Genomic DNA, 22,282 nt, shown 5'->3' with positions numbered 1-22,282 from the left:
ATGAAGGCCGCTGCCAAGATCTTCTACATCCTCGGCGTCTTCCTCCTCGTCGTCGGTGCCGCTTACGGCTATCTCACCTGGCGCTATGAGCCGATGGGCATTGAGGGCGCGGGCTTCCCGGCGATCCTCGCCACCTCGGGTCTGAGCTTCATGATCGCCGTGCTCATGACGATCACCCTGCGCAAGCATGACCAGGGTGCCGCCGGTGACGAGAACGCCGAGGTCTCCGACGAGGCCGGTGTGCAGGGCAGCTTCGCCCCGTACAGCTGGGCACCGCTGTGGCTGTCCATCGGTTGCGCGATGGCCTTCCTCGGCGTCGCCGCCGGCTGGTGGATCCTCGCCATCGGCGTTGTGTTCGTCATCTACGGCATCATCAGCTGGGTCCTCGAGTTCTCCGTCGGCCAGCACCAGCACTGAGTCGGCAACTCGCTACACTCTCCTCGCACCCCCGCACCGGATCTCCGGTGCGGGGGTGCGGTGCATCTGGGCGGAGGAACCGTGTCCCCCCTCGGGGAGGCCGCTCCGCGGAGCACGCATGCTTGAAGGAGCACGTCCCGTCCACTGAGCACTCGCGGACCACGGTGCACGCCCGCTCGGCGAAGCACGCTCCGCTCGGTGGAGCACGCCCGGTCGGCGAAGCACGCTCGGTCCAGTGAGCATTCGCGACCCGAGGGTGTACTGGCAAACACTGTGTAATAACGCTGTATGAAGAGAGCCCTTCGTCCCGCACGTACGGCGCAACTGGCTGAGCGGTAGACGGACCGGCGCATTCCTGCTGTCTCCCCGGGCCGAGGAGCACCCGGTGCTAGCGTGGGCGACGGAGCGGACACGCCGACCTGCTGTCCCTCCGAGCCGCGCGGCATCGCCCTGCATGCCGCTCAAGACAGGAGGGGCCACGATGATCGGTGGCAGCATCGACCCGGCCGGGCGCGCAGAGCGCGAGGTCCGTGGACTGTTCGCGGACGACGACGCCCTGGATCGCGCGGTGGCGTGGGCGCGCGAGATCCTCGCGGTCCGCGGTCTCAATCCGTCCGCCCAGCAGTTGCGCTCCCTCCGGGAGCTCCGACGAGCCGACCGCCGGCTCAGTCTGGTCGCGGCGCGATTCCTCGTCGAGGCGGCTGCCGGACGCGGGGAGGCGCCACCGCGGCAGACCAGCCCCGTGCTGCGCTGAGGTCCCTCTGACTCCGTGGGGGTGGTCCTGCATCTCGCGCCCCGCAGTGCACTGACGTCCCCTCTGCTCTGGAGAGTGACGCTCGCCCGCCCGGAAGCTCCGTCCGTCGACCCCGATCCTGCGCCGCGCGGCCCTGTCGCCGCGCGCCATCAGACATGACGAGGGCCCGAGAGCAGAAGCTCTCGGGCCCTCGTCAGGGTGGGGGAGGGGATGGCCTCAGTGGCTGGCCTTCTCCGCCGGGGTCCGGTAGTCGCCGCCGGTGAGCTCGTCGATGACGTGGCGCTCGTGCCCGGCATGCTCCATGGCCTCACGCAGCTCGGCCGGGGAGACCGGCTCGATGCGGTCCTTGAAGAAGAAGCTCGTCGCCTTCGCGCGGAGCGAGGAGACGCCGTTCCCGGCCTGCAGCGGACGGTAATCGTCATGCTGCACGAGGACCCAGCGGTCGTACTCGTTGAGCGGCGCGTGGATCTCGATCATGTCACCGGTCTCGGTACGCACGATGCGGGAGGTCTCGCGGCCGTGCAGGACGAGCTCGCGCTTCTGGCGCTGCAGCGCCAGGCAGAGCCGCTTCGTCACGTAGAACAGCAGCACCGGGATCACGAAGATGCCGATCCGGAACGCCCAGGTGAGGTCGTTGATGGAGAGGTGCAGGGCGATCGCGATGAGGTCGTTGGTCGCAGCCAACGCCAGGATCACGTACAGGCTGATCCACGCGACGCCGAGGCCGGTACGGACCGGGGCGTTGTACGGGAGGTCGTTGAGGTGGTGCTCTCGATCGTCACCGGTCACCCAGGCCTCGATGAACGGGTACAGAGCCAGGACGGCCAGCATCCCGCCGTAGAGGGCCATCGGGATCAGCATGTTCAGCGAGATCACGTAGCCGAAGATGGTGAACTCCCAGCCCGGGATGAGGCGGAGGCCGCCGTCGGTCCAGAGCATGTACCAGTCAGGCTGCGAGCCGGCGGACACGGGGGAGGGGTCGTAGGGGCCGTACACCCACATGGCGTTGATCGAGGTCGTCGCCGAGATGAGGGTGATGATGCCGAAGACCAGGAAGAAGAAGCCGCCCGCCTTGGCCGCGTACACCGGGAAGACCGGGAAACCGACGACATTGCGCTCGGTGCGGCCGGGCCCGGGGTACTGGGTGTGCTTGTGCAGCACGAGCAGCACCATGTGGATCGCGATCAGGCCGAGGATCAGCGCGGGCACCAGCAGGATGTGCATGGTGAAGAAGCGCGGGATGATCTGCGTGCCGGGGAACTCGCCGCCGAACAGCAGCATCGAGATGTAGGTGCCGACCACCGGGATCGACTTCATCAGGCCGTCGACCACGCGCAGACCGTTGCCGGAGAGGACGTCGTCGGGGAGCGAGTAGCCGGTGAAGCCGGCGACCATGCCCAGGACCATGAGGGCGAAGCCGACCAGCCAGTTGAGCTCGCGCGGCTTGCGGAAGGCGCCGGTGAAGAACACGCGGAACATGTGCACGAAGATCGCGACCATGAACACCAGCGCGGACCAGTGGTGCATCTGGCGGAAGAGCAGGCCGCCCTTGACCTCGAAGGAGATCTGCATCGTCGACTCGAACGCGCGGGACACGTGAGCGCCCTGCAACGGCTCGTACGGCCCGGTGTAGATGACCTCCTCCATGGAGGGGTCGAAGAACATCGTGAGGAAGACGCCCGAGATCAGCAGGATCACGAAGCTGTACAGCGCGACCTCGCCGAACATGAACGACCAGTGGTCGGGGAAGATCTTGCGCGCGATGAAGCGGACGAAGCCGCCGCCGGAGGTGCGCTGGTCGAGCCAGTCGCCGCCGACCGCGCCGAGCTTCTGGATGCGCGAGGTGCCGTTCGCCGCCGGGGCGGCCTTCGGGGAGCGGGAGGTGGTGGTGGTCATGGGGGTCACCGGTCCTTGTGGATGTTCCAGAAGCTGGGACCGATGGGCGAGTTGAAGTCGCCGGGGGCGACGAGGTAGCCCTCGTCATCGACCTCGATCGGCAGCTGGGGGAGCGGGCGGTGGGCCGGGCCGAAGATCACCTTGGCGCCGTCGGTGACGTCGAAGGTGGACTGGTGGCAGGGGCACAGCATGTGGTGCGTCTGCTGCTCGTAGAGAGCGACGGGGCAGCCCACATGGGTGCAGATCTTGGAGAACGCGAGGACGCCCTGGACGCCCTGGCTCATGCTCTCCTCGTTCTTGGCGAGCTTCGGGTCGATGCGGACGATGACCGCCGCGGCCTTGGCGCGCTCCTCGAGGAAGTGCGGGGTCTCCTCTGTGAGCCCCTCCGGCATCACGTGGAAGATCGAGTTCATTGCCACGTCGGAGAGCTTGATCGGGGTGCCGTCGTGGTCCCGCGCCAGGCGCTGACCGGGGTTGTGGCCCCAGAAGGTGTGGTGGAGCTTGTTGCCCGGCAGCGGGCCGAGGGTCGACAGCGGCGCGAGGACCGCGATGGGGAGCGCGGCGAAGGCGGCGACCATCGCGGTGACGATCACGGGCCGACGGGCGATGCCCGACTCCGCGAAGCCGTCGGTGATGATGCCGGCGGCGACCTCGCGGGTCTCCTCGGAGCTGCGGATGTCGTGGCGCTCCTCGACCATCTCCTCGTCGGGCATGAGCGTCTTGGCCCAGTGCACGGCGGCGGCACCGATGAAGAAGACGGCGATCGCGAGGCCGAGACCGGTGACCAGGTTCGACCACCACAGGGCGCTGGGGGTGCCCTCCTCGGCGAAGATGTTCCGCCCGGTCGGCGTGACCAGGAAGTAGGCGGCGATGAAGACCGCGGTCCCCAGCACCGACAGCAGGAACATGCCGGCGACGAGGCGCTCGGCGCGCTTCTCCGCGGTCTTGGAGTGGTCCGCCTGGCGGTGGACGTGCGGGGGCAGGCCCGGGTTCGGGAAACCGCCGTCCTCCTTGGGCGCGACGGCGCTCACGCCGCGCGCGGGGTTGGTGCCATCGAGGTTGGTGTTCATGCTCGCGTTCACTTGGCCTTCGCCCCCAGCCACACGGCGCAGGCGGTCAGCAGGGACAGGACGATGGTCCAGGCGTACAGACCCTCGGTGACGGGACCGAGGGAGCCCAGGGAGATGCCGCCGGGCGAGCCGACCTCATCGATCGCCTCGAGGTAGGCGATGACGTCGCGCTTGTCCTCGGGGGACAGGTTGGTGTCGTTGAACACCGGCATGTTCTGGGGGCCGGTCTCCATCGCCTCGTAGACGTGCTTGGCCTCGAGCCCGGTCACCTCCGGGGCGTACTTGCCGCGGGTGAGGGCGCCGCCAGCGCCGGCGGCGTTGTGGCACATGGCGCAGTTGATGCGGAAGATCTCGCCACCGCGCTCGGCGTCGCCGAGGGAGGCGTCGAGGTACTCCTCGTCGGGCACCGCGGGGCCGGGGCCCAGCGACGCGACGTAGGCGGCGAGCTGCCGGGTCTGCTCCTCGTTCATCTGCGCGGGCTTGCGCGGCGCCTGAGGACCGGAAGCTTGCATGGGCATGCGGCCGGTGCCGACCTGGAAGTCGACCGCGGCGGCGCCGACGCCGATGAGGGAGGGGCCGAGGGTCGAGCCGTCGGCCTCCTGGAGGCCCTCTGCGCTGCGGCCGTGGCAGGTCGCGCAGTTGGCGAGGAAGAGCGCCTCTCCGGCCTCCACATCGTCCTGGGTGTAGGCCTCGGCCTGCGCCGACTGCGGCTGGAAGGCGGCGTACAGCCCGCCGGTCGCAACGAGCGCGAGCAGCAGTATCACGAGGAGCGCCATCGGATGATGACGTCGGGCGGCGAGTGCCTTCACGGTTCGGACCTCGATTCGTGGAGGAAGGAGACGGGCGAGACGGGGGAGTCGGGGGAGGGAGGGGGCGCGGACTGCGGTCCGAGGGGAGGGATCCGACCGGGGATCAGAACAGCCTCCAGACGAAGTCGACCGGGACCATGTGGTCGCCGTTCAGCATCGTGGACAGCGGATCGAGCAGGTAGACGATGAAGAACAGCACGATCCACACCACGTCCACGAAGTGCCAGTAGTACGAGATGCAGATGGCCGAGACCTGCTCGTGCTGCGAGAAGGAGTCCGCGGCGAAGGCGCGCATCAGGACCATCAGGAAGGCGATCAGGCCGCCGAGGACGTGCAGCCCGTGGAAGCCGGTCGAGAGGTAGAACACCGAGCCGAAGGGCGAGGACGACAGCGTCACGCCCTTGTGCACCAGCTCCGCGTACTCGAAGGCCTGACCGGAGACGAAGACAGCGCCCATGGCGAAGGTGAGGATGTACCACTCGACCATGCCCCAGCGGGCGATGTTGAAGATCGAACCGGTGCGGTGCTTGCGCGGGGTGAAGGTGCGGCCGCCCGGGAGGCGGCCCTCGGCGATCCACACGCCCATCTGGCAGGTGAAGGAGCTCGCGACCAGGATCACGGTGTTCAGCAGGGCGAAGCCGTGCGTGAAGTGGGCCTGGCCGTCCGCGAAGGTCTCGGGGACCATCGAGCGGAGGGTGAAGATCATCGCGAACAGGCCGCCGAAGAACATCAGCTCGCTCGCGAGCCAGACGATCGTGCCGATCTGCGTCGGGTTGGGTCGGCCGACCGCCGGCAGGGCGGCGGCGGGGCGCTCAGGCAGGGTCGCAGTACTCACGTCACCATTATGTCGTGCGGTCAGGATCGGCGGCCCGGATCACGACGTCCGGGCACGCCGCGGGGAGCACCCCGGGCGGACCGTCCCAGCATAGCCCTCCTGACGAGGTGTCACGAACCGGGACACGCGCCCTCTGTGCAGGTGAGGGGTCGGGTCGCCCCGTCGTGACCGTTCCGTGACGCGCTCCGCCCGGGCGGGATGGAGCGGTTCGGTGGGCGGGCCGTCGTGCGCGCGGCACGGCGCAGGTGCGATCATCGGGAGCATGAGCGAGAACACCCCGACCTGGTCCCGGCTCACGGCGCGCCTCGTGCGCGGCGAGGATCTGGAGGCCGCGCAGGCGGGGTGGGCGATGGACGAGGTCTTCTCCGGCAGCGCGTCCGCGGTGCAGCTCGCCGGCTTCCTGGTCGCCCTGCAGGCGAAGGGGGTCACGAGCGAGGAGCTCGGCGCCCTGGCCGACTCGATGGTCGCCCATGCCCGCCCGGTGCGCGCCACCGACCGTGCGATCGACATCGTCGGCACCGGCGGCGACCTCGCGCAGACCGTGAACATTTCCACGATGGCGTCTGTCGTCATCGCCTCGACCGGACGCACCGTCGTCAAGCACGGCAACCGGGCCTCGACCTCGAGGTCCGGCTCCGCCGACGTCCTCGAGGCGCTCGGAGTCCGCCTGGACCTCCCGGTCCCCGCAGTCGAGGCGCTCGTGGAGCAGGTCGGCATGACCTTCCTCTTCGCGCAGGTATTCCATCCCTCGATGCGGCACACCGCCGAGGCGCGCAAGGGGCTCGGGATCCCGACCGTGATGAACGTCCTCGGCCCGATCACGAACCCGGCACGACCGCGGGCGAGCGCCGTCGGCGTCGCCGATCCCCAGATCGCGCCGATCGTCGCCGGAGTCTTCGCCTCCCGCGGGACGAGCGCCCTCGTGTTCCGAGGGCAGGACGGGCTCGACGAGCTCACCGTCACCGCCCCGTCGGACGTCTGGGAGGTGCGCGGTGGCGAGGTGCGCGAGCACGTCCTGGTCCCCGAGGTGCTCCTCGGCATCCCCCGCAGCGGTCACGATGCGCTGCGCGGCGGGTCCGCGGAGGAGAACGCTCAGGTCGCCCGTGAGGTGTTCGCCGGGTCGTCCGAGGGCCGGCTGGGCCCGGTCCGCGATGCGGTGCTGCTGAACGCCGCGGCGGGGGTGGTGGCTTTCGACGGCATCGACCAGCCGGCGTCCGCTGACTTCGCCGAGCGCTTCGTCGCTGCCCATGCCGAGGTCACCGCGGCCCTCGACTCGGGGCGCCCCACGGAGCTCGTCACCCGCTGGGCGGAGGCCTCCCAGGCCGCAGTCGACGACCGGAGCTGAGTCCTCCCGATTACGGGCGGCAGGCCCTCCGCCCGGGTCGGGGTTCAGCCCTCGTTGCCGAGGTCGAAGGCCGCGTCGAGATCACAGCCCGAGTAGGTCTTGAAGGCGATGTTGGTGGTGGTGTCCAGGACGCCGTCGACCTTCGAGATCCGATCGGCGATCACGTCGGCCAGCTCCTCGTGCTCGCGCACGCGCACCACCACGATCAGGTCCACGTCGCCGGTGACGGAGTAGACGTGGTCCACGCCGTCGAGGTCGACGATGGTCTCGGCGACCTCGGGGATGCGGGCGGACTCGACGAGGATCGAGACGATGGCGGTGATCATGGCTGCTCCTGGCGCGGTCGTCGGACGGGTGCGTGCTCCCGAGCCTATGCCCCGTCGGCCGCCGCGGTGCGGGCGAAGCGAGCGGCGAGATGCTCGGCGTCGAAGCGGGCCCGGGCGGGGACGGCCCAGGTCCCCTCGACGAGCACCGTCCTCACGCCCTCGCCCTCGAGCCATCCGAGCAGGATCTCCGCCTCCTGGTGATAGCCCTGGCAGAGCGGCGCGGCCAGCTCTGCCTCCCCGACCCCGATCAGGGCGAGCGACCGGGCGGCGGCGAGCGGATCCGCGCGCTGCGGCACCAGGGTCGTGCCCGCGAAGCGCCCGTGCCGCACCGACAGCAGCTCCCAGCCCCGCCCGCCGATCACGCCCTCGGTGCTCGGGCGGGCGGCGATCAGCAGCGGCACGGCGGCTAGGGCGCGCAGGCGACCGGCGCGGTGCGCGGCCTCCAGATACAGGTGGGCGAGCCGCCGCATCCGCTCCGCCTCCTCGTAGCGGCCGGCCGTGACCTGAGCCCGCAGACGGACGGCGACATGGTCGAGGACCTCGGTCGGGTCCTCCACCAGCGCGCGTCGCAGCCTCCCGCGAGCCCCGCTCCCGAGGACCTCCGGCCCGTCGGCCCCGCGCTCGAAGGCGGCCCCGCGCCCGAGGATCGCATCGTGGAGCAGGCCGCGCAGGGGCTCGACGTCGTGGCGGGATCGGAGCGGCCCGATCTGGGCGGAGCCGTCCGACTCCGCGCGGGCCAGGCGCGCCGCGCGCAGTCCCTCCCGGCCGGTGCCGAGCCGCAGCCAGTGAGCCTTCTCGGGGTGCAGTCCGTGCCGGTTCGAGGGCGGCTTCTCCGCGGCGATGATGCGCAGCTCGCGCACCGCGGCCTCCGTCGGCGTCGTGCACTCGAGCACCCGGATCTCCTCCGCGCGCGGCAGCATGTCCAAGACCTTGCGCCGGGTCTCGGCGGCGGTGAAGTAGGTCCGCACCCGGGTGCGGAGGTTGCGGGAGGTGCCGACGTAGAGCACCGCCCCGGCGGCGTCCAGGAACTGGTACACCCCGGGCACCGCGGGGATCGTCTCGGCGAGGTGCTTCTTCCGCAGCTGGACCGGGGTCGCCCGCCGGTGCGCCCCCGCGAGGTCCTGGAGGGTCGCGGCGCCCTGCTCGCCGAGACGGGAGATGATCGCGTGGAGCACGTCCACGGTCGCGCGCGCATCGGAGAGAGCCCGGTGATCGGGGGTGATGCTCGCGCCGACGTGCGCGGCGAGGGTCGAGAGACGATGGTCGCGCACCTCGTCCCGCCGGTACACGCGCCGGGCGAGGGCGAGCGTGTCCAGCACCGTCGGCCGCGGCCATCCCACCCCGAGACGGGCGGCCTGCGCGGTGAGGAAACCGACGTCGAAGCGGGCGTTGTGCGCGACCAGCGCGGCGTCGCCCACGAAGTCCAGGAACATCGGCAGCACGGCACGGATCGACGGGGCGCCCGCCACCGTCGCGTCGGTGATCCCCGTGAGCGAGGCGATGTAGGCGGGGATCGGCCGCTCAGGATCCACGAAGCTGCGGAACTCGCCGAGGACCTCGCCGCCGCGGACCTTCACCGCACCGATCTCGGTGATCGCGTCGGCCGAGGGATCGGTCCCGGTCGTCTCGAGATCGACCACCACGAGGGTCGCCTCCGCGAGCGGGGTGCCGAGGTCCTCGAAGCTGAGCTGGCGGCGTGCGGGCATGGGGGCCAGGGTACGGCGCGGCCCCGACCCGCGAGATCCCGGACGCGGGCGTCGGGGAGGCGGATCGGGGCCGGGCCGGCGCCGCGGATCAGGAGGCGGGCTTGGAGCCTCCGTAGATGCGGTCGATGACCTCGGACATCTCCTGGACCACCACGTTGCGCTTGAGCTTGAGCGACGGGGTGAGGTAGCCGTTCTCCTCGGTGAAGTCGGTGTCGATGACCTCGAAGGCGCGGATGGACTCCGCCCGGGAGACCGAGCCGTTCGCGGAATCGACGACGGTCTGTAGCTCGGCGCGGATCCGCTCGTCCTGCGCGGCTTCGGCGATGGTCATCTCCGGCAGGCCGTTGTTCTTCAGCCAGGTGGGCAGCATCTCCGCGTCGAGGGTGAGTATCGCGGCGACGAACGGCTTCTGGTCGCCGACCACGATGCACTGGCTGATCAGAGGGTGCGCGCGCAGCTGGTCCTCGAGCTGCGCCGGGGAGATGTTCTTGCCGCCGGCGGTGACCAGCACCTCCTTGGAGCGGCCGGTGATGGTGAGCGAGCCGTCCGGGCCGAGCGAACCGAGGTCCCCGGTGTGGAACCAGCCGTCCTTGAGCGCCTCAGCGGTCGCCTCGGGGTTGTTGCGGTAGCCCTTGAACACCATGACGCCCTTGACCAGGATCTCGCCGTTCTCGGCGATCGCGACGGTCGCGCCGGGCAGCGGCGGGCCGACGGTGCCGGGCTTGACCGCCCAGGGGAGGTTCACGCCCACGGGGGCGGTGGTCTCGGTGAGGCCGTACCCCTCGAGGATGGTCACGCCGATGCCGCGGAAGAAGTGGGCGAGCCGCTCGCCGAGCGGGGCGCCTCCGGAGACGGCCCACTTCACGTCCCCGCCCATCGCCGCCCGGAGCTTCCCGTAGACCAGGCGGTCGAAGAGGGCGTGCTTGGCCTTGAGCGTGAGCGGCACCCTCCCGGTCGAGACCGCCCGCGACCAGTCGATCGCGGTCTGCGCGGCCGCGGAGAAGATCTTGCCGCGTCCGCCCGCGATGGCCTTGGCCTCCGCGCCGTTGTAGACCTTCTCGAAGACGCGCGGCACCGCGAGCAGGAAGGTGGGCTTGAACTCCGCGAGATCGGGCAGGAGGTTCTTCGTGTCCGGGGTGAAGGCGGTGGTCACCGGCCAGGCTGCGGCGAGGACCGTGAGCAGGCGGGCGAAGACGTGCGCCATCGGCAGGAACATGAGCATTCGGGAGCCGGGCGGCAGCACGGACTCGCCGAGCAGGTTGACGGCGCTGCGCGTGGTGTCGACGAAGTTCGCGTGGGTGAGCTCGGCACCCTTGGGACGTCCGGTGGTGCCCGAGGTGTAGATGATCGTCGCGACGTCGGCCATCCCGCGCGAGGTGCGCCGCGCCTCGAGCTCCTCGTCGCTCACGGAGGCCCCGCGCTCGGTCAGCTCCGCGAAGATGCCGTCCTCGATCACGCCGATGTGCTCGAGGGCCGGCAGCTCGCCCCGCACGGACTCCATGTCCTCGCGGTGACGCGCCTGCTCGACGAGGGCGAAGCGGGCGCCGGAGTCGGAGGCGATCCACTGGATCTGGCTGGGGGAGGAGGTCTCGTAGATCGGGACGCTGATCCCGCCGGCCCACCACACGGCCCAGTCGGCGAGCGCCCACTCGTAGCGGGTGCGGGAGAGGATGGCGATGACGTCGCCCGTCCCGACACCGCTCGCGATCAGGCCCTTGGCCACCCCGTGCACCTCCGCGAGGAACTCGTCCACGCTCATCGGGGAGTAGCCGCCGCCCGGGAGGGTGCGCTCGAAGATCGGCACGGTCGGGTCCTGGCGCCGACGCCCCAGCAGGAGATCGGTGGTGTTCTCCTCCGGACGGCTCTCGTGCTGCTGGGGAGTGCTGAACTGCTGCATCGAATCTCCTTTGATCCGGGAGGTGCGCCATACGCCGACATGCCGGACGCTTGCCCGGAAGCGCTGGTGGGGTCGGGTCGATCGTACGGCAGGCGGCACTACGATGGGCGCGGGCAGGCGGTGCATCGCCCTGATCCAAGGTCACGATCGGCTGGGAAGAGAAGGAGCGGCATGCTCTCCATCGGAGTGGACATCGGCGGGACGAAGATCGCGGCGGGGGTGGTCGACGAGGAGGGCACGATCGTCGCGACCACGACGCGCAGCACACCGGCCACCGATCCGGAGCTGATCGAGGCCGCCGTCGCGGAGGCCGTCGCCGAGCTGCGCACGGGCCACGACGTCGTCGGCGTCGGCGTCGGAGCGGCGGGCTTCGTGGGATCCGACCGCCGCACCATCAACTTCGCGGCCAACCTCTCCTGGCGCCATCGGCCGCTCGCCGACGAGCTCGAGCAGCTGATCGGCCTGCCGGTGATCGTCGAGAACGACGCCAACGCGGCGGGCTGGGCCGAGTACCGCTTCGGCGCCGCGCGCGGGGCGAGCCACATGCTGATGCTCACCGTCGGCACCGGCCTCGGGGGGGCGATCGTCCTGGACGGCAGGCTCGTGCGCGGCGCGGCGGGCTTCGCCGGGGAGGTCGCGCACATGATCGCGGTCCCCGACGGGCAGTGGTGCGGCTGCGGGAACCGCGGCTGTCTCGAGCAGTACACCGCCGGCACCGCGCTCGTGCGCACGGCCAAGCGCCGCGCCGCGACCGGTGACCCCGCGATGGGCCCGCTGGTGCAGGCCGCCGGCGGGGCGAAGAAGGAGATCGACGGGCCGCTGATCACCCATCTCGCCCAGCAGGGCGATCCGGGGGCGCGCGAGCTGATCGCGGAGCTGGGCCGTTGGCTCGGCTTCGGCACGGCCTCGATCTGCTCCCTGCTGGATCCCGACGTGATCGTGGTCGGCGGCGGCGTGGTCGCCGCCGGTGATCTGCTGCTGGATCCGGCGCGGGAGTCCTATGCGGCGCACCTGACGGCGCGCGCGCATCGGGAGCTGACGCCCTTCGTGCCCGCGGCGATGGGGAACCGGGCGGGCATCGTCGGCGCCGCGGACCTCGCGCGCTGAGCGGCACCGCGGACGGCGCCGGGGCTCAGACCTCGGCGCCGTCGTCGTCCTCGTCGCGTGATCGGGGCGCGCGCAGCAGCAGGGCGACCAGCCCGCCGATCGCGCAGAGCCCGCCCGCCCAGCCGAGGATCGTCGGGACCACGACAGTGAGCGCCGCTGCGAGCATCAGCGCGAAGCCTCCCGCGAGGGCCGTCCAGGCCCACAGCGCCCCGGTGGTCGGGGCCGGAAGGTCCGGGTCCGGCGGCTCGAAGTCGCCGTAGAGCGCCTCCTCGTCGTCGAGCTCGCGGGGCCCGGCCGCTCCGCGGATGCCCGCACCGGGGTCGCCGAGCGCCGGATGGGCGGCCCGGGACCGGGCGCGGTCCTCGTCCGACGGCGGCTCCGCGGGGGACTCGGGGCCGAGATCCCAGGGGTCGTCCCGCTGCGGCTCCTCGGGGGCGGCCGGCTCCTGCGGGGCGCGACCGGGACGCAGGAGCATGCCCTCCCCCTCGAGCATCCGGGCGAACTCGGCGTCGACGTCCCGGGGATCCGAGGGGCTGCGCCCGGTGCTCATCGCCGTGCCCCCGGGAGCGGCACGTGCCGGTCCAGGAACCGCGCCGAGGATTCGAACAGCATCTCCGCATCGTGATCGAGCGTCGCCAGGTGGTAGCTGCGGGGGAGGGGGAGGCGCTCGAGGGGCCCGCGCACCCCCGCCGCGACCAGGTCGCTGTCCCGGGCGGGCACGGTGTGGTCGTGCGGGGAGGTCGCCAGGAGCAGCGGAACCTCGACCGCGCCCAGCTCACGACGGGTGACGGCGAACAACTCGCGCAGCTGCGCGACGGCCCGCAGCGGGGTGCGCTCGTAGGCCTCCTCGCTCGCTCCCGGCAGGGCGATGTCCGAGCCGATCCCCGGGATCGTGGGGACGATGCGGCCGAGGACACCGGCGAACCGCGCGACGGCAGGCAGGGTCATCCCGGGGTTCACCGCGACGATCGCGGCGATCCGACCCCGGAGGTCGGGGTCCTCGGCCAGGGCCAGGGTGAGCGCACCGCCCATCGACAGCCCGCCGATCGCGATCGGGCCCGTCTCCTCGGAGAGCGCCAGAGCAGCGCTGCGGACCGTGCAGTACCACTGCTCCCAACGGGTCGAGGCGAGCTCCTGCCAGGTCGAACCATGGCCGGGCAGGAGCGGGAGCTCGACCTCCCAGCCGAGCGCGGCATGGTGCTCGGCCCAGGGCCGCAGCGACTGCGGCGAGCCGGTGAATCCGTGGCACAGGAGCAGCCCGCCGCGCGGGTTAGAGTGTCCCCGCGCGCGCCAGGGGCGGGACAGTTCGCTGAACGCCATGGGTACATCGTCGCACCCTCCGCCGGGGAACTCATCCCGAGCCCCGCAGGCCCACCGCGAGGAGTCCTCCGTGCTGTACGAGATCGCCAAGCCCGTCGTCATGGGCGTGGTGCGCGTGCTGTGGAACCCCACCATCAGCGGCGCGGAGCGGATCCCGGCCTCGGGCCCGGTGATCCTCGCGTCGAACCACCAGGCGTACTCGGACACCGTCTTCCTGCCCGGTCAGGTGCGCCGCAGCGTGCACTTCCTCGGCAAGTCGGACATCTTCTCCGGGCGCGGACCGCTGCAGCGGATCGCCGCCGCGGTAATGCGCGGACTGCGCGTCATGCCGGTGGACCGCACGGGCGGCAGCGCCTCGGCCGCGGCGATCGAGGCGGGCCTCGCGGTGCTGCGGGACGGCGGCGTGCTCGGCATCTACCCCGAGGGCACCCGCAGCCCGGACGGACGCCTCTATCGGGGCAAGACCGGTGTCGCCCGCCTCGCGCTCGCCTCCGGGGCGCCGGTCGTGCCGGTGGCGATGCTCGGCGCCCACGAGGCGCAGCGCGGCCGGAAGTACTTCCCGCGCCGCTCCCCGCGGATCCGTGCGGTCGTGGGCGAGCCGATCGACGTGCGGGCCCTGGCCGCGTCCCTCGGTGAGGCGGGCGAGGCGGAGCGGCTCCGGGCCGTCACCGATGCGGTGATGGACCGCATCGCCGAACTGTCGGGCCAGGAGCGCAGCGACGAGTACGCCGCCGACGCCAAGCGCCGGCTGCGGGCCTCCGGCCGAGGCTGACGCCGGGGAGCGGAGAGACGCGGAGGCGCGTCCGCTCGGTGCGTGAGCGAGTCTCCGGGGGTGTCGCCTTCCGCACCGCGGGACGCGGCGAGGGCACAGGGCCGCACTGAGTACCCTGTGCGGGTGACTCAGTTCAGCCCCGATGCCCCCGCCCGCGCTCACTCCTTCTCGCTGTCCTCGGCTGACGAGGGACTGGCGGCGCTCGGGAGCTGGCGCGAGCGTCCCCGGGTGCAGCAGCCGGTGTGGCCCGACGAGGCACGTCGGGCCGAGGTCTTCGATGCCCTGCGCGCGGCGCCGCCGCTGGTCTTCGCCGGCGAGGTCGACGTGCTGCGCGAGCGCATCGCCGCCGCCGCCCGCGGAGAGGCGTTCATGCTCGCCGGCGGCGACTGCGCCGAGACCTTCGCGGAGTCCGGTGCCGACCGGATCCGCAACAAGATCCGCACCATCCTGCAGATGTCGGCCGTCCTCACCTACGGCGCCTCCCTCCCGGTCGTGAAGATGGGGCGGATGGCAGGGCAGTTCGCGAAGCCCCGCTCGGCCGACGAGGAGACCCGCGACGGCGTCACCCTGCCCACCTACCGCGGCGACGCGGTCAACGACTACGCCTTCACGCCGGAGTCGCGTATCCCGGACCCGCAGCGGCTGTGGCGGACCTACACCACGAGCGCCTCGACCCTGAACCTGCTGCGGGCCTTCACCGGCGGCGGCTTCGCGGACCTGCGCGAGGTGCACTCCTGGAACCGCGGCTTCACCGCGGGGAGCGGGTACGACCGCTACGAGGAGCTCGCCGGTCAGATCGACAAGGCGATCCGCTTCATGGACGCGATCGGGGCCGACTTCGACGCCCTGAAGGTGGTCGAGTTCTACGCCTCCCACGAGGCGCTGCTGCTGGACTACGAGGAGGCGCTCGCCCGCATCGACTCCCGCACCGGGGAGATCTACGGCTGCTCGGGCCACTTCCTGTGGATCGGCGAGCGGACCCGCCAGCTCGACGGGGCGCACGTCGAGTTCATGTCCCGCCTGCGGAACCCGATCGGGGTGAAGATCGGCCCCACGGCCACGGTCGACGACACCCTGCGTCTGATCGACACGCTCGATCCGGAGCGCGAGCCCGGTCGCCTCACCTTCATCACCCGCATGGGGGCGGGGACCATCCGTGATCGCCTGCCCGCCCTGGTCGAGGGGGTGCGGGCGTCCGGGGCGCAGGTCGCCTGGGTCACCGATCCGATGCACGGCAACACCATCACTTCCTCCAACGGGTACAAGACCCGCCGCTTCGAGGACATCCTCGACGAGGTGGTCGGCTTCTTCGAGGTCCACGAGGCGGCTGGGACGGTTCCGGCCGGACTCCACATGGAGCTCACCGGGGACGACGTCACCGAGGTGCTCGGGGGCGCCGGGGAGATCGACGAGGAGGGCCTGACCCGCCGCTACGAGACCCTGGTCGATCCGCGGCTGAACCACTCCCAGTCCCTCGAGCTCGCCTTCCTCGTCGCCGAGCGGCTCGCCCGGCGCTGAGCGGCGTCCTGCGCGGCGCGTGTCGACCCCAGCGGATCGGCGCGCGTCGCTCGCTTCCAGAGGTGAGCCTCGCCGCGGCGCTCAGAAGACGGTCAGCGTGACGGTGGAGCCCTTGGCGAGCTCGGTCCCCGCGGTTGCGGATTGCTGGTAGACCAGGCCGAAGACGGGATCGCCGCGGTCGTACTGGACGGCGACCACGAATCCGGCCGCCTCGAGCGCGGCCCGGGCATCGGCCTCCGGCTGCTGGAAGACGTCGGGGACGGTGACCATCTCGGGCCCGAGCGAGGTCACGATGCTTATCGTGTCCCCCCGGTATCCCGTGCCGGAGGCAGGAGACTGCGAGATCACGGCGCCGGCAGGCACCGACGAGTGGTGGGCGGAGGAGACCGAGACGTCGAAGCCGGCGTCCTGGAGGGTGGAGCGGGCGGCATCCCCGCCGCGACCGGTCTGGTCGGGGATCGTGATCGGCATCCGGCCCTGGGAGACGACGACGTGCACCTCGCCGCCGGCGGGGAGCGCCTCGGCCTCCTGGGACTGGGAGATCACCTCGCCCTCGGGCACCGTCTCGGAGTACTGCGGCTCGTCCTCCACGAGTTCGAGGCTCGCCGCCTCGACCGTGGAGCGCGCTTCCTCGAGGGAGAGTCCCGTGAGTGCCGGCACCGGGAAGGTCTCGACGCCCTTGGAGACGACGACCTCGACGGCGGTGCCCTTCTTCACGGTGGAGCCGGGGGAGGGGTCGGCGGAGATCACCTGTCCGGCGGGGACGGTGTCGTCGAAGCGCTCGACGGTGCGGGTGGTGAGATCGGCGGCGCCGAGCACCGCCTCGGCGTCGGCGAGATCGCTGCCGGCAACGGCGGGAATGGTGCGGTCCGCTCCCGGGCCGGAGTTGAGGTACCAGTCGCCGCCCGCCCAGCCGCTCGCGCCGAGGGATGCGATCAGGCTCAGGGTGGCCAGCGCGGCGACCGCGCGCGAGCGGCGCCGCGCTCCGAGCGGCAGGTGCCGTCCGCGGCGGGCGCGGGGAGTGCGCAGCGCGACTTCCCGCGGGCTGGAGGCCGCGGTGTCGGCATCCACCACGGGCGCGTCGGAGCCGGGCTCCGTCTCGCCGTCCGCGATGACCGCGCTGCCGGGCTCTGCTGCGGCGTGCTGCACTGTCTCCCCGTCGGCGTCCTGGACGGCCTCGCCGAGCAGGCCGACGGGGAAGGCGCGCGGATCCCCGTCGAGCGAGGAGACGACCTCCTCGAGCGGGGTGGTCAACTGCGGGATCTCGCCGGTCGAGAGGTCCTCCGGGGCCTCCCGCGGCGTGGGACGCGCGTCCAGGACCGCGGCGGGGAGGGTGCGCTGCAGCTCGCGGACGGCGCGCAGCAGATCGGCGGCTGTCGCGGGGCGCTGCTCGACGGGGCGGGCGGCGGCCCAGGTCACCAGGGAGTCGAGCTCCCGCGGTACCCGGGTGACCAGGGTGGACGGCGCGGGGATGTCTTCGTGCACGTGCTGGAAGGCGATGTGGACCGGCTGCTCGCCGACGAAGGGCTGACGGCCGGTGAGCATCTCGAAGAGCACCACCCCGAGGGAGTACAGATCGCTCCGCTCGTCGCAGTGGCCCCGGGTGACCACCTCCGGGCTGATGTAGGCGACCGTGCCCAGCAGCGTGGTGGAGGCGGAGGAGTTGGACGTGCCGATTGCCCGGGCGAGGCCGAAGTCCGCGACCTTCACCACCCCGTGCGGGTCGATCAGGATGTTCTCCGGCTTGATGTCGCGGTGGACGATCCCCGCGCCGTGCGCCGCGACCATCGCCTCGAGCACCTGTGCGGTGACGTCGAGCGCGGCGCGGACCGTGAGCCGCTCCTCCTCGGCGATCCGGGCGCGGAGGGTCGGACCCTCGATCAGCTCCATCGCGAGGTAGATGCGGTCCGCGTCGGCCCCCTGGTCGAAGACCCCCACCACGTTGCGATGCGCGAGCCGCGCCGCAGCGCGGGCCTCGCGCCCGAAGCGACGGCGGAAGTCCTCGTCCATCGCGAGATGCGGGTGCATGATCTTGAGCGCGACCACCCGGTCCAGGCGCAGGTCATGGCCGCGGTGGACGGTCGCCATTCCGCCGCGCGCGATCGGCTCCTCGACCCGGTAGCGGTCGTCGAGGAGCTGGCTGATGCCGGGGGAAGTCGACGTCGCCGAGCTCACCTGCTCACTGTAGGTCTCCGGACCGCACAGGACGGGGATCGACACACGGCGCGCCGGGGTGTGAGGTGCGGCGCGCCGAGCGGGGGAGCGACGCGGGGTCGGGCGGGTTCCGGGAACGGCGAGGTGCGCACGCGGGCTTCGTCGTGGCACTCTTGCCGGGTGAACGAGCTCGAGGAACTGATCACCGACTGGCTGACCCTCCCGGATGTCGCAGAGCGACTGGACGTGGAGGTGTCCAGGGTGCGTCGCCTGGTCGACGAGGGCCACCTGATCGCGATGCGGCGCGGCGAGCCCGTGGTGCGGATGATCCCGGCGCTGCTGCTGGTCGAGGACGAGATCACGCCGCATCTCGCGGGGACCATCACCGTGCTGCGCGACGGTGGCTACGACGACGTGGAGCTGCTCACGTGGCTGTTCTCGGAGGACGACAGCCTCCCGGGGCGGCCCATCGATCATCTGCGCCAGGGCCAGCGCGGCGAGGTGCGCCGTCGGGCCCAGGCGCTCGCCTTCTGAGCTCCGCGCCCCGACCGCGCACCGTGGCGCAGGTGCCCGTCGGGCTCACCAGGCTCGTCGGGCTCGTCAGCCTCGTCAGGCGGTGAGGGTCTCGACGTCGGTCGCGTGATCCGCGATGCGCTGCAGCCCGGCGACCCCGAGTGCTCCGAGCCCCGGCGTCCGCTCGAGGATCCGCCGCCCGCGGAGCGCGCCGTCGCGCACCTCCTGGGTGACGGCGGCGACCGCACCGGTGCGCACCATCAGCTCGTGCACCTGCTCGATCTGCGAGGCGCTCGCCCCCGCGCACCCCACCACCTCGTCGAGCAGGGTACGGCCGGCGTCGTCGACCGCCTGCTCGGTGCGGGCCAGCAGCACGGTCCGCTTGCCCTCGACGATGTCGCCGCCGATCGGCTTGCCGGTCGCGTCCTGCGCCCCGACCACACTCAGCAGGTCATCGCGCAGCTGGAAGGCGGTGCCGATCTCGACGGCCCAGTCGGACAGAGCCGACAGCACGGCATCAGGGGCGCCCATCAGCGCGGCACCGGTGCGCACCGGCCGCAGCACCGTGTAGGGAACGGTCTTCCAGCGGATCACCGCGAGGGCGGCGTCGACGGAGTCCGGGACGCTCGCGAAGCCACCCGCCTGATGGAGGATGTCGAGGTACTGGCCGGTCATCACCTCGGTGCGCAGCGCGTCGAACTCGGCGCGGCCCGCGGAGAGGGCGGCCGGCTCCCCGCGAAGGGTGGCGGCGAGCTGCTCGGACCAGCTCAGCGCGAGGTCGCCGAGGATGATCGCGGCGGCGACGCCGAACTCCTCGTCGGAGCCGTCGAGCTCCAGCTCTCGGTGGCGTGCGGCGGCCGCGACGTGCGCGGCGGGCCGGCCCCGGCGCAGGGGGGAGTGGTCGATGACGTCGTCATGCAGCAGAGCGGCGGCCTGCACCAGCTCGATCGCCGCGCCGGCGCGCGCGAGGGAGTCCACTTCCTGGGGATCGGGCTCCCGGTCCAGGGCGGCCACCCCGCCCCAGAACACGAAGCGGGGGCGCAGCAGCTTCCCACCCTCGAGGTACGTCTCGAGATGGTCGATGAGCTGCACCGCCTCGGGGGCGATGGGCTCGAGCAGCGCGCGCCGCGCTGCCAGCTCCGCGTCGAGGACCGCCCCGACGGCGTCGACGAGACCGGCGTCGAGAGCGGCGAGCTGCGCTGCGGACAGATCCTTGGGGGACACGGGCATGACACTCCTCCAGTCGACGGTCGGGATGATCCTCCCACGCGGGCCAGAGAGCCCCGGACCCGGGTCGTGATCGTTCCTCCCCACGCCATGGCCATCCACATCGGGGCGGCGCGGCTTCCGCCGAGAGGATCGCCGCGAGAGCGTCGGGACATGAGCACACACCTCTCCGCTGCGGGCGCCGGCCGCCCCCTCCGCCCCGCCCCCGATCCCGCCGAGCTGCTCGCCACCGCGCGCCTGGCCCTGCACCGCATCCCGTGGGACGAACTGATCGTCGTCGGCCGGGGAACCACCACCTCCTCACCGATGGTGACCTCCTCCCCGCTCTCCGAACTGCTCGCGCCGCGGGGTGCAGAGCAGATCCGCCGTCATCTCGAGGCGCTGAGCGGGCACGGCGTACGCACGGCCCTGGTCCTGGTCGTTCTCGGAGACGGACAGCGGGGAGAGCCGCACGCCGAGGAGGTGACGGCGATCGCCGCACGGATCGGCGCCCTCCTGCCCGCTCCCGCCGCGGCCGACGGGGGAGGGCTCGCCCTCGAGTCCACCTGGGTGCTCGCCGGCGGCCGCTCCGCGCGGCTGTCCACCGGACCGGTCACGGAGACCGGGGAGCTCCCGGTCCCCGAGCGGCCCCAGCCGCTGCGGGACTTCACCGAGACCCACACGGCCGCCCGTGCTGTCCTCGACGGCCACGAACTGCCCTCCGAGGACGCGAGCCCCGCGGATCTCGCCGCCCTCACGACCCTGGGCGCCTCCCTCGTCGTCCCCGCCGGAGACCTCGCCTCTGCCGAGGACCCGGGGCTGTTGCTCGAGGAAGCCGCCAGCGCCCTCGAGCGCCTGCGTGCCGGGAACGCCGGGCCGCAGGACGACGCCGATGTGACGGACTGTGAACGCATCGCGCGAGTGCTCTCCGCGCTCGCCGTGGACCGGCTCCACTGGGAGCTCATGGCCCAGCTCGTCGAGCGCGGCCAGTCGCGCCGCATCGATCGCGAGCGCCTCCTGCAGGTGCTCGTCAGCGATCCCGAGTGGAGGCCGGACCCGAGTGTCTGCGCAGGTGGAAGGCACTTCCGAGTGCTCAGCGCGCTGCGCGTCGTCGCAGCGAGCGCCTGGGACGCCGCCCCGCCCGGAGCTCGCGGCGGACCGCGCGACGCCTGGCGCGGTCTGACCGCGCTGCTGGTCCTGCTGTCCTGGTGGAACCACCGCTACGCGAGCGCCGGCGCGCTCGTCGACGACCTGCTCCGGCGTGAACCCGACTCGACTCTGGCACCCTTGCTGGGACGCATGACCGACACCCCGATCCCCCCGGCGTGGTGGCCAGCCCCCTGACCGGGCGCCTCCGCCGACCCGGGCCGTGTCGGGGACGAAGGAGGAACAGCTGCCGATGATCGTTCTGGGAGCGCAGGAGCGCAGCGACGCCACCGAGCGGGAGGGCGCGGCCCCGACCACTGCCCGACCGGGGCGCAGCAGCGGAGCCTGGCATCCGTCCCTCGGGGACGGTGAGCGGCGCTTCGCCGCGCTCGGAGCGCTGCCGCTGGAGAGCGGGGAGCACCTCCCCGAGGTCACCCTCGCGTACGAGACCTGGGGGACGCTCGACGAGGACGGCTCCAACGCCGTCCTCGTGCTCCACGCCCTCACCGGCGACTCCCATGTGCGCGGACCGGCGGGCCCGGCCCATCCCGGCCCCGGCTGGTGGGAGGAGATGGTCGGCCCCGGCCGCCCCCTCGACACCGACAGCTGGTTCGTCATCGCCCCGAACGTGCTCGGCGGTTGCCAGGGCAGCACCGGTCCCAGCAGCCCGGCGGCCGACGGCCGCCCCTGGGGCTCCCGTTTCCCCTCCCTGACCGTCCGTGACCAGGTCGAGGCCGAGCGCCGGCTGCGCGACCAGCTCGGCATCTCCCGCTGGGCTCTCGTCATCGGGGGCTCGATGGGCGGGATGCGCGCCGTGGAATGGGCCGTCACCCATCCCGACGAAGTCGAGCGCCTGGCGGTCATCGCGAGCTCAGCCCGCGCGACCGCCGATCAGATCGCCTGGAACATCGCGCAGATCGGTGCGATCGAGCTCGACCCCGGATTCCGCGGCGGCGACTACTACGACGCACCCGAGGGAGAGGGGCCCGAGCGCGGACTCGGCATCGCCCGCCGTATCGCCCACACCACCTATCGCACCGCGCGCGAGCTCGAGGAACGCTTCGGGAACCGTCCGCAGGGCACGGAGGACCCCCTGGGTGCGGGTGGCCGGCACCAGGTCACCAGCTATCTCGACCACCACGCGGTGAAGCTGTCCCGCCGCTTCGACGCAAACTCCTATCTGGTGCTGGCTCGGTCCATGAACACCCATGACGTGGGTCGGGGCCGTGGTGGGGTCGCGGCCGCCCTGGGGCGCGTGCGCGCTCGCACCCTCGTCGTCGCGATCGACACCGACCGGCTCTTCCCGCCGGACCTGGTGCTGGAGATCGCCGAGCACGTGCCCGGAGCGGTCGGCCACGTGGCACGCTCCCCGATCGGGCACGACGCCTTCCTGCTGGCCCACCCGGATCTCGACGAGTGGATCGCCTCCCTGCTGGAGGACTAAGGTGATCCGGGCGGGCGCACCGATGTCGACGCCCCGCCGTGACCATC

20 protein-coding genes are annotated in these 22,282 nt (G+C 72.0%); 9 read left to right on the top strand and 11 right to left on the bottom strand.

Going from position 1 to position 22,282, the window contains the following annotated elements; all coding sequences use genetic code 11:
* A complete protein-coding gene (locus V1258_RS04230) occupies positions 1–417 on the top strand; it encodes a cytochrome c oxidase subunit 4 (protein WP_329748500.1) in 417 nt (138 codons plus the stop codon).
* Positions 418–898: 481 nt separating this feature from the next.
* Positions 899–1,171 carry a hypothetical protein gene (locus V1258_RS04225; protein ID WP_329748499.1) on the top strand — a complete coding sequence of 91 codons (273 nt, stop codon included), beginning with the start codon at positions 899–901 and terminating at the stop codon, positions 1,169–1,171.
* A 216-nt stretch (positions 1,172–1,387) separates the two neighbouring features.
* Here the strand turns inward: V1258_RS04225 and qcrB are convergent, their stop codons facing one another.
* From qcrB to ctaE, 4 genes are all read right to left on the bottom strand, one after another.
* Entirely contained in the window at positions 1,388–3,067 is a 1,680-nt protein-coding gene (gene qcrB / locus V1258_RS04220) for a cytochrome bc1 complex cytochrome b subunit (protein ID WP_329748498.1), read from the bottom strand.
* A gap of 5 nt (positions 3,068–3,072) precedes the next feature.
* On the bottom strand, positions 3,073–4,137 hold the full coding sequence (gene qcrA / locus V1258_RS04215) for a cytochrome bc1 complex Rieske iron-sulfur subunit (RefSeq protein WP_329748497.1): 1,065 nt from the start codon (positions 4,135–4,137) through the stop codon (positions 3,073–3,075).
* Between the two features lie 8 nt (positions 4,138–4,145).
* Positions 4,146–4,946: a cytochrome bc1 complex diheme cytochrome c subunit gene (gene qcrC / locus V1258_RS04210; RefSeq protein ID WP_329748496.1), complete on the bottom strand. Its 801-nt coding sequence runs from the start codon at positions 4,944–4,946 to the stop codon at positions 4,146–4,148.
* Between the two features lie 103 nt (positions 4,947–5,049).
* A complete protein-coding gene (gene ctaE / locus V1258_RS04205; RefSeq protein ID WP_329748495.1) occupies positions 5,050–5,781 on the bottom strand; it encodes an aa3-type cytochrome oxidase subunit III in 732 nt (243 codons plus the stop codon).
* Positions 5,782–6,043: 262 nt separating this feature from the next.
* Between ctaE and trpD the strand changes: the two genes are divergently transcribed.
* Positions 6,044–7,126, top strand: a complete 1,083-nt coding sequence (trpD, locus tag V1258_RS04200; protein WP_329748494.1) for an anthranilate phosphoribosyltransferase — start codon at positions 6,044–6,046, stop codon at positions 7,124–7,126.
* A 44-nt stretch (positions 7,127–7,170) separates the two neighbouring features.
* Here the strand turns inward: trpD and V1258_RS04195 are convergent, their stop codons facing one another.
* From V1258_RS04195 to V1258_RS04185, 3 genes are all read right to left on the bottom strand, one after another.
* Complete coding sequence (locus V1258_RS04195) at positions 7,171–7,452, bottom strand: Lrp/AsnC family transcriptional regulator (RefSeq protein ID WP_329748493.1); 282 nt, start codon at positions 7,450–7,452, stop codon at positions 7,171–7,173.
* Between the two features lie 44 nt (positions 7,453–7,496).
* Entirely contained in the window at positions 7,497–9,158 is a 1,662-nt protein-coding gene (locus V1258_RS04190; protein ID WP_329748492.1) for a DEDD exonuclease domain-containing protein, read from the bottom strand.
* 88 nt (positions 9,159–9,246) lie between these two features.
* Positions 9,247–11,055: an AMP-dependent synthetase/ligase gene (locus tag V1258_RS04185; RefSeq protein WP_329748491.1), complete on the bottom strand. Its 1,809-nt coding sequence runs from the start codon at positions 11,053–11,055 to the stop codon at positions 9,247–9,249.
* A gap of 171 nt (positions 11,056–11,226) precedes the next feature.
* Between V1258_RS04185 and V1258_RS04180 the strand changes: the two genes are divergently transcribed.
* Positions 11,227–12,162 (top strand): ROK family glucokinase, encoded by a 936-nt coding sequence (locus tag V1258_RS04180; RefSeq protein WP_329748490.1) that lies wholly within the window; start codon positions 11,227–11,229, stop codon positions 12,160–12,162.
* A 25-nt stretch (positions 12,163–12,187) separates the two neighbouring features.
* Here V1258_RS04180 and V1258_RS04175 read toward each other — a convergent pair whose 3' ends face one another.
* Both V1258_RS04175 and V1258_RS04170 read right to left on the bottom strand, forming a co-directional pair.
* A complete protein-coding gene (locus V1258_RS04175; protein ID WP_329748489.1) occupies positions 12,188–12,712 on the bottom strand; it encodes a hypothetical protein in 525 nt (174 codons plus the stop codon).
* On the bottom strand, positions 12,709–13,482 hold the full coding sequence (locus V1258_RS04170) for an alpha/beta hydrolase (protein WP_329748488.1): 774 nt from the start codon (positions 13,480–13,482) through the stop codon (positions 12,709–12,711). The genes V1258_RS04175 and V1258_RS04170 overlap by 4 nt, the downstream gene beginning before the upstream one ends.
* Before the next feature lie 70 nt (positions 13,483–13,552).
* Between V1258_RS04170 and V1258_RS04165 the strand changes: the two genes are divergently transcribed.
* Entirely contained in the window at positions 13,553–14,254 is a 702-nt protein-coding gene (locus V1258_RS04165; protein WP_329748487.1) for a lysophospholipid acyltransferase family protein, read from the top strand.
* A 123-nt stretch (positions 14,255–14,377) separates the two neighbouring features.
* Positions 14,378–15,772, top strand: coding sequence for a class II 3-deoxy-7-phosphoheptulonate synthase (locus V1258_RS04160; RefSeq protein ID WP_329746862.1), 1,395 nt, complete (start codon positions 14,378–14,380; stop codon positions 15,770–15,772).
* 81 nt (positions 15,773–15,853) lie between these two features.
* Here the strand turns inward: V1258_RS04160 and pknB are convergent, their stop codons facing one another.
* Positions 15,854–17,947, bottom strand: a complete 2,094-nt coding sequence (pknB, locus tag V1258_RS04155) for a Stk1 family PASTA domain-containing Ser/Thr kinase (protein ID WP_329748486.1) — start codon at positions 17,945–17,947, stop codon at positions 15,854–15,856.
* Between the two features lie 159 nt (positions 17,948–18,106).
* Between pknB and V1258_RS04150 the strand changes: the two genes are divergently transcribed.
* The gene (locus V1258_RS04150) at positions 18,107–18,460 is read left to right on the top strand and encodes an Rv2175c family DNA-binding protein (protein ID WP_329748485.1); all 354 of its coding nucleotides are present in this window, start codon (positions 18,107–18,109) and stop codon (positions 18,458–18,460) included.
* A 75-nt stretch (positions 18,461–18,535) separates the two neighbouring features.
* On the opposite strand, the gene V1258_RS04145 is transcribed toward V1258_RS04150, so the two are convergent.
* Positions 18,536–19,669, bottom strand: a complete 1,134-nt coding sequence (locus tag V1258_RS04145) for a polyprenyl synthetase family protein (protein ID WP_329748484.1) — start codon at positions 19,667–19,669, stop codon at positions 18,536–18,538.
* Between the two features lie 150 nt (positions 19,670–19,819).
* Between V1258_RS04145 and V1258_RS04140 the strand changes: the two genes are divergently transcribed.
* Together V1258_RS04140 and metX are read left to right on the top strand one after the other, a co-directional pair.
* A complete protein-coding gene (locus V1258_RS04140) occupies positions 19,820–20,989 on the top strand; it encodes a hypothetical protein (protein ID WP_329748483.1) in 1,170 nt (389 codons plus the stop codon).
* Positions 20,990–21,044: 55 nt separating this feature from the next.
* Positions 21,045–22,235 (top strand): homoserine O-acetyltransferase MetX, encoded by a 1,191-nt coding sequence (gene metX, locus V1258_RS04135; protein ID WP_329748482.1) that lies wholly within the window; start codon positions 21,045–21,047, stop codon positions 22,233–22,235.
* The last annotated feature ends 47 nt before the right edge of the window (positions 22,236–22,282 follow it).

Origin of the sequence: Brachybacterium sp. J153 (assembly GCF_036311905.1) — a bacterium.
Classification (GTDB): Bacteria; Actinomycetota; Actinomycetes; order Actinomycetales; family Dermabacteraceae; genus Brachybacterium.
The sequence above is the reverse complement of the archived record's forward strand: the minus strand, read 5'-3'. Positions and strand labels throughout refer to the sequence as shown.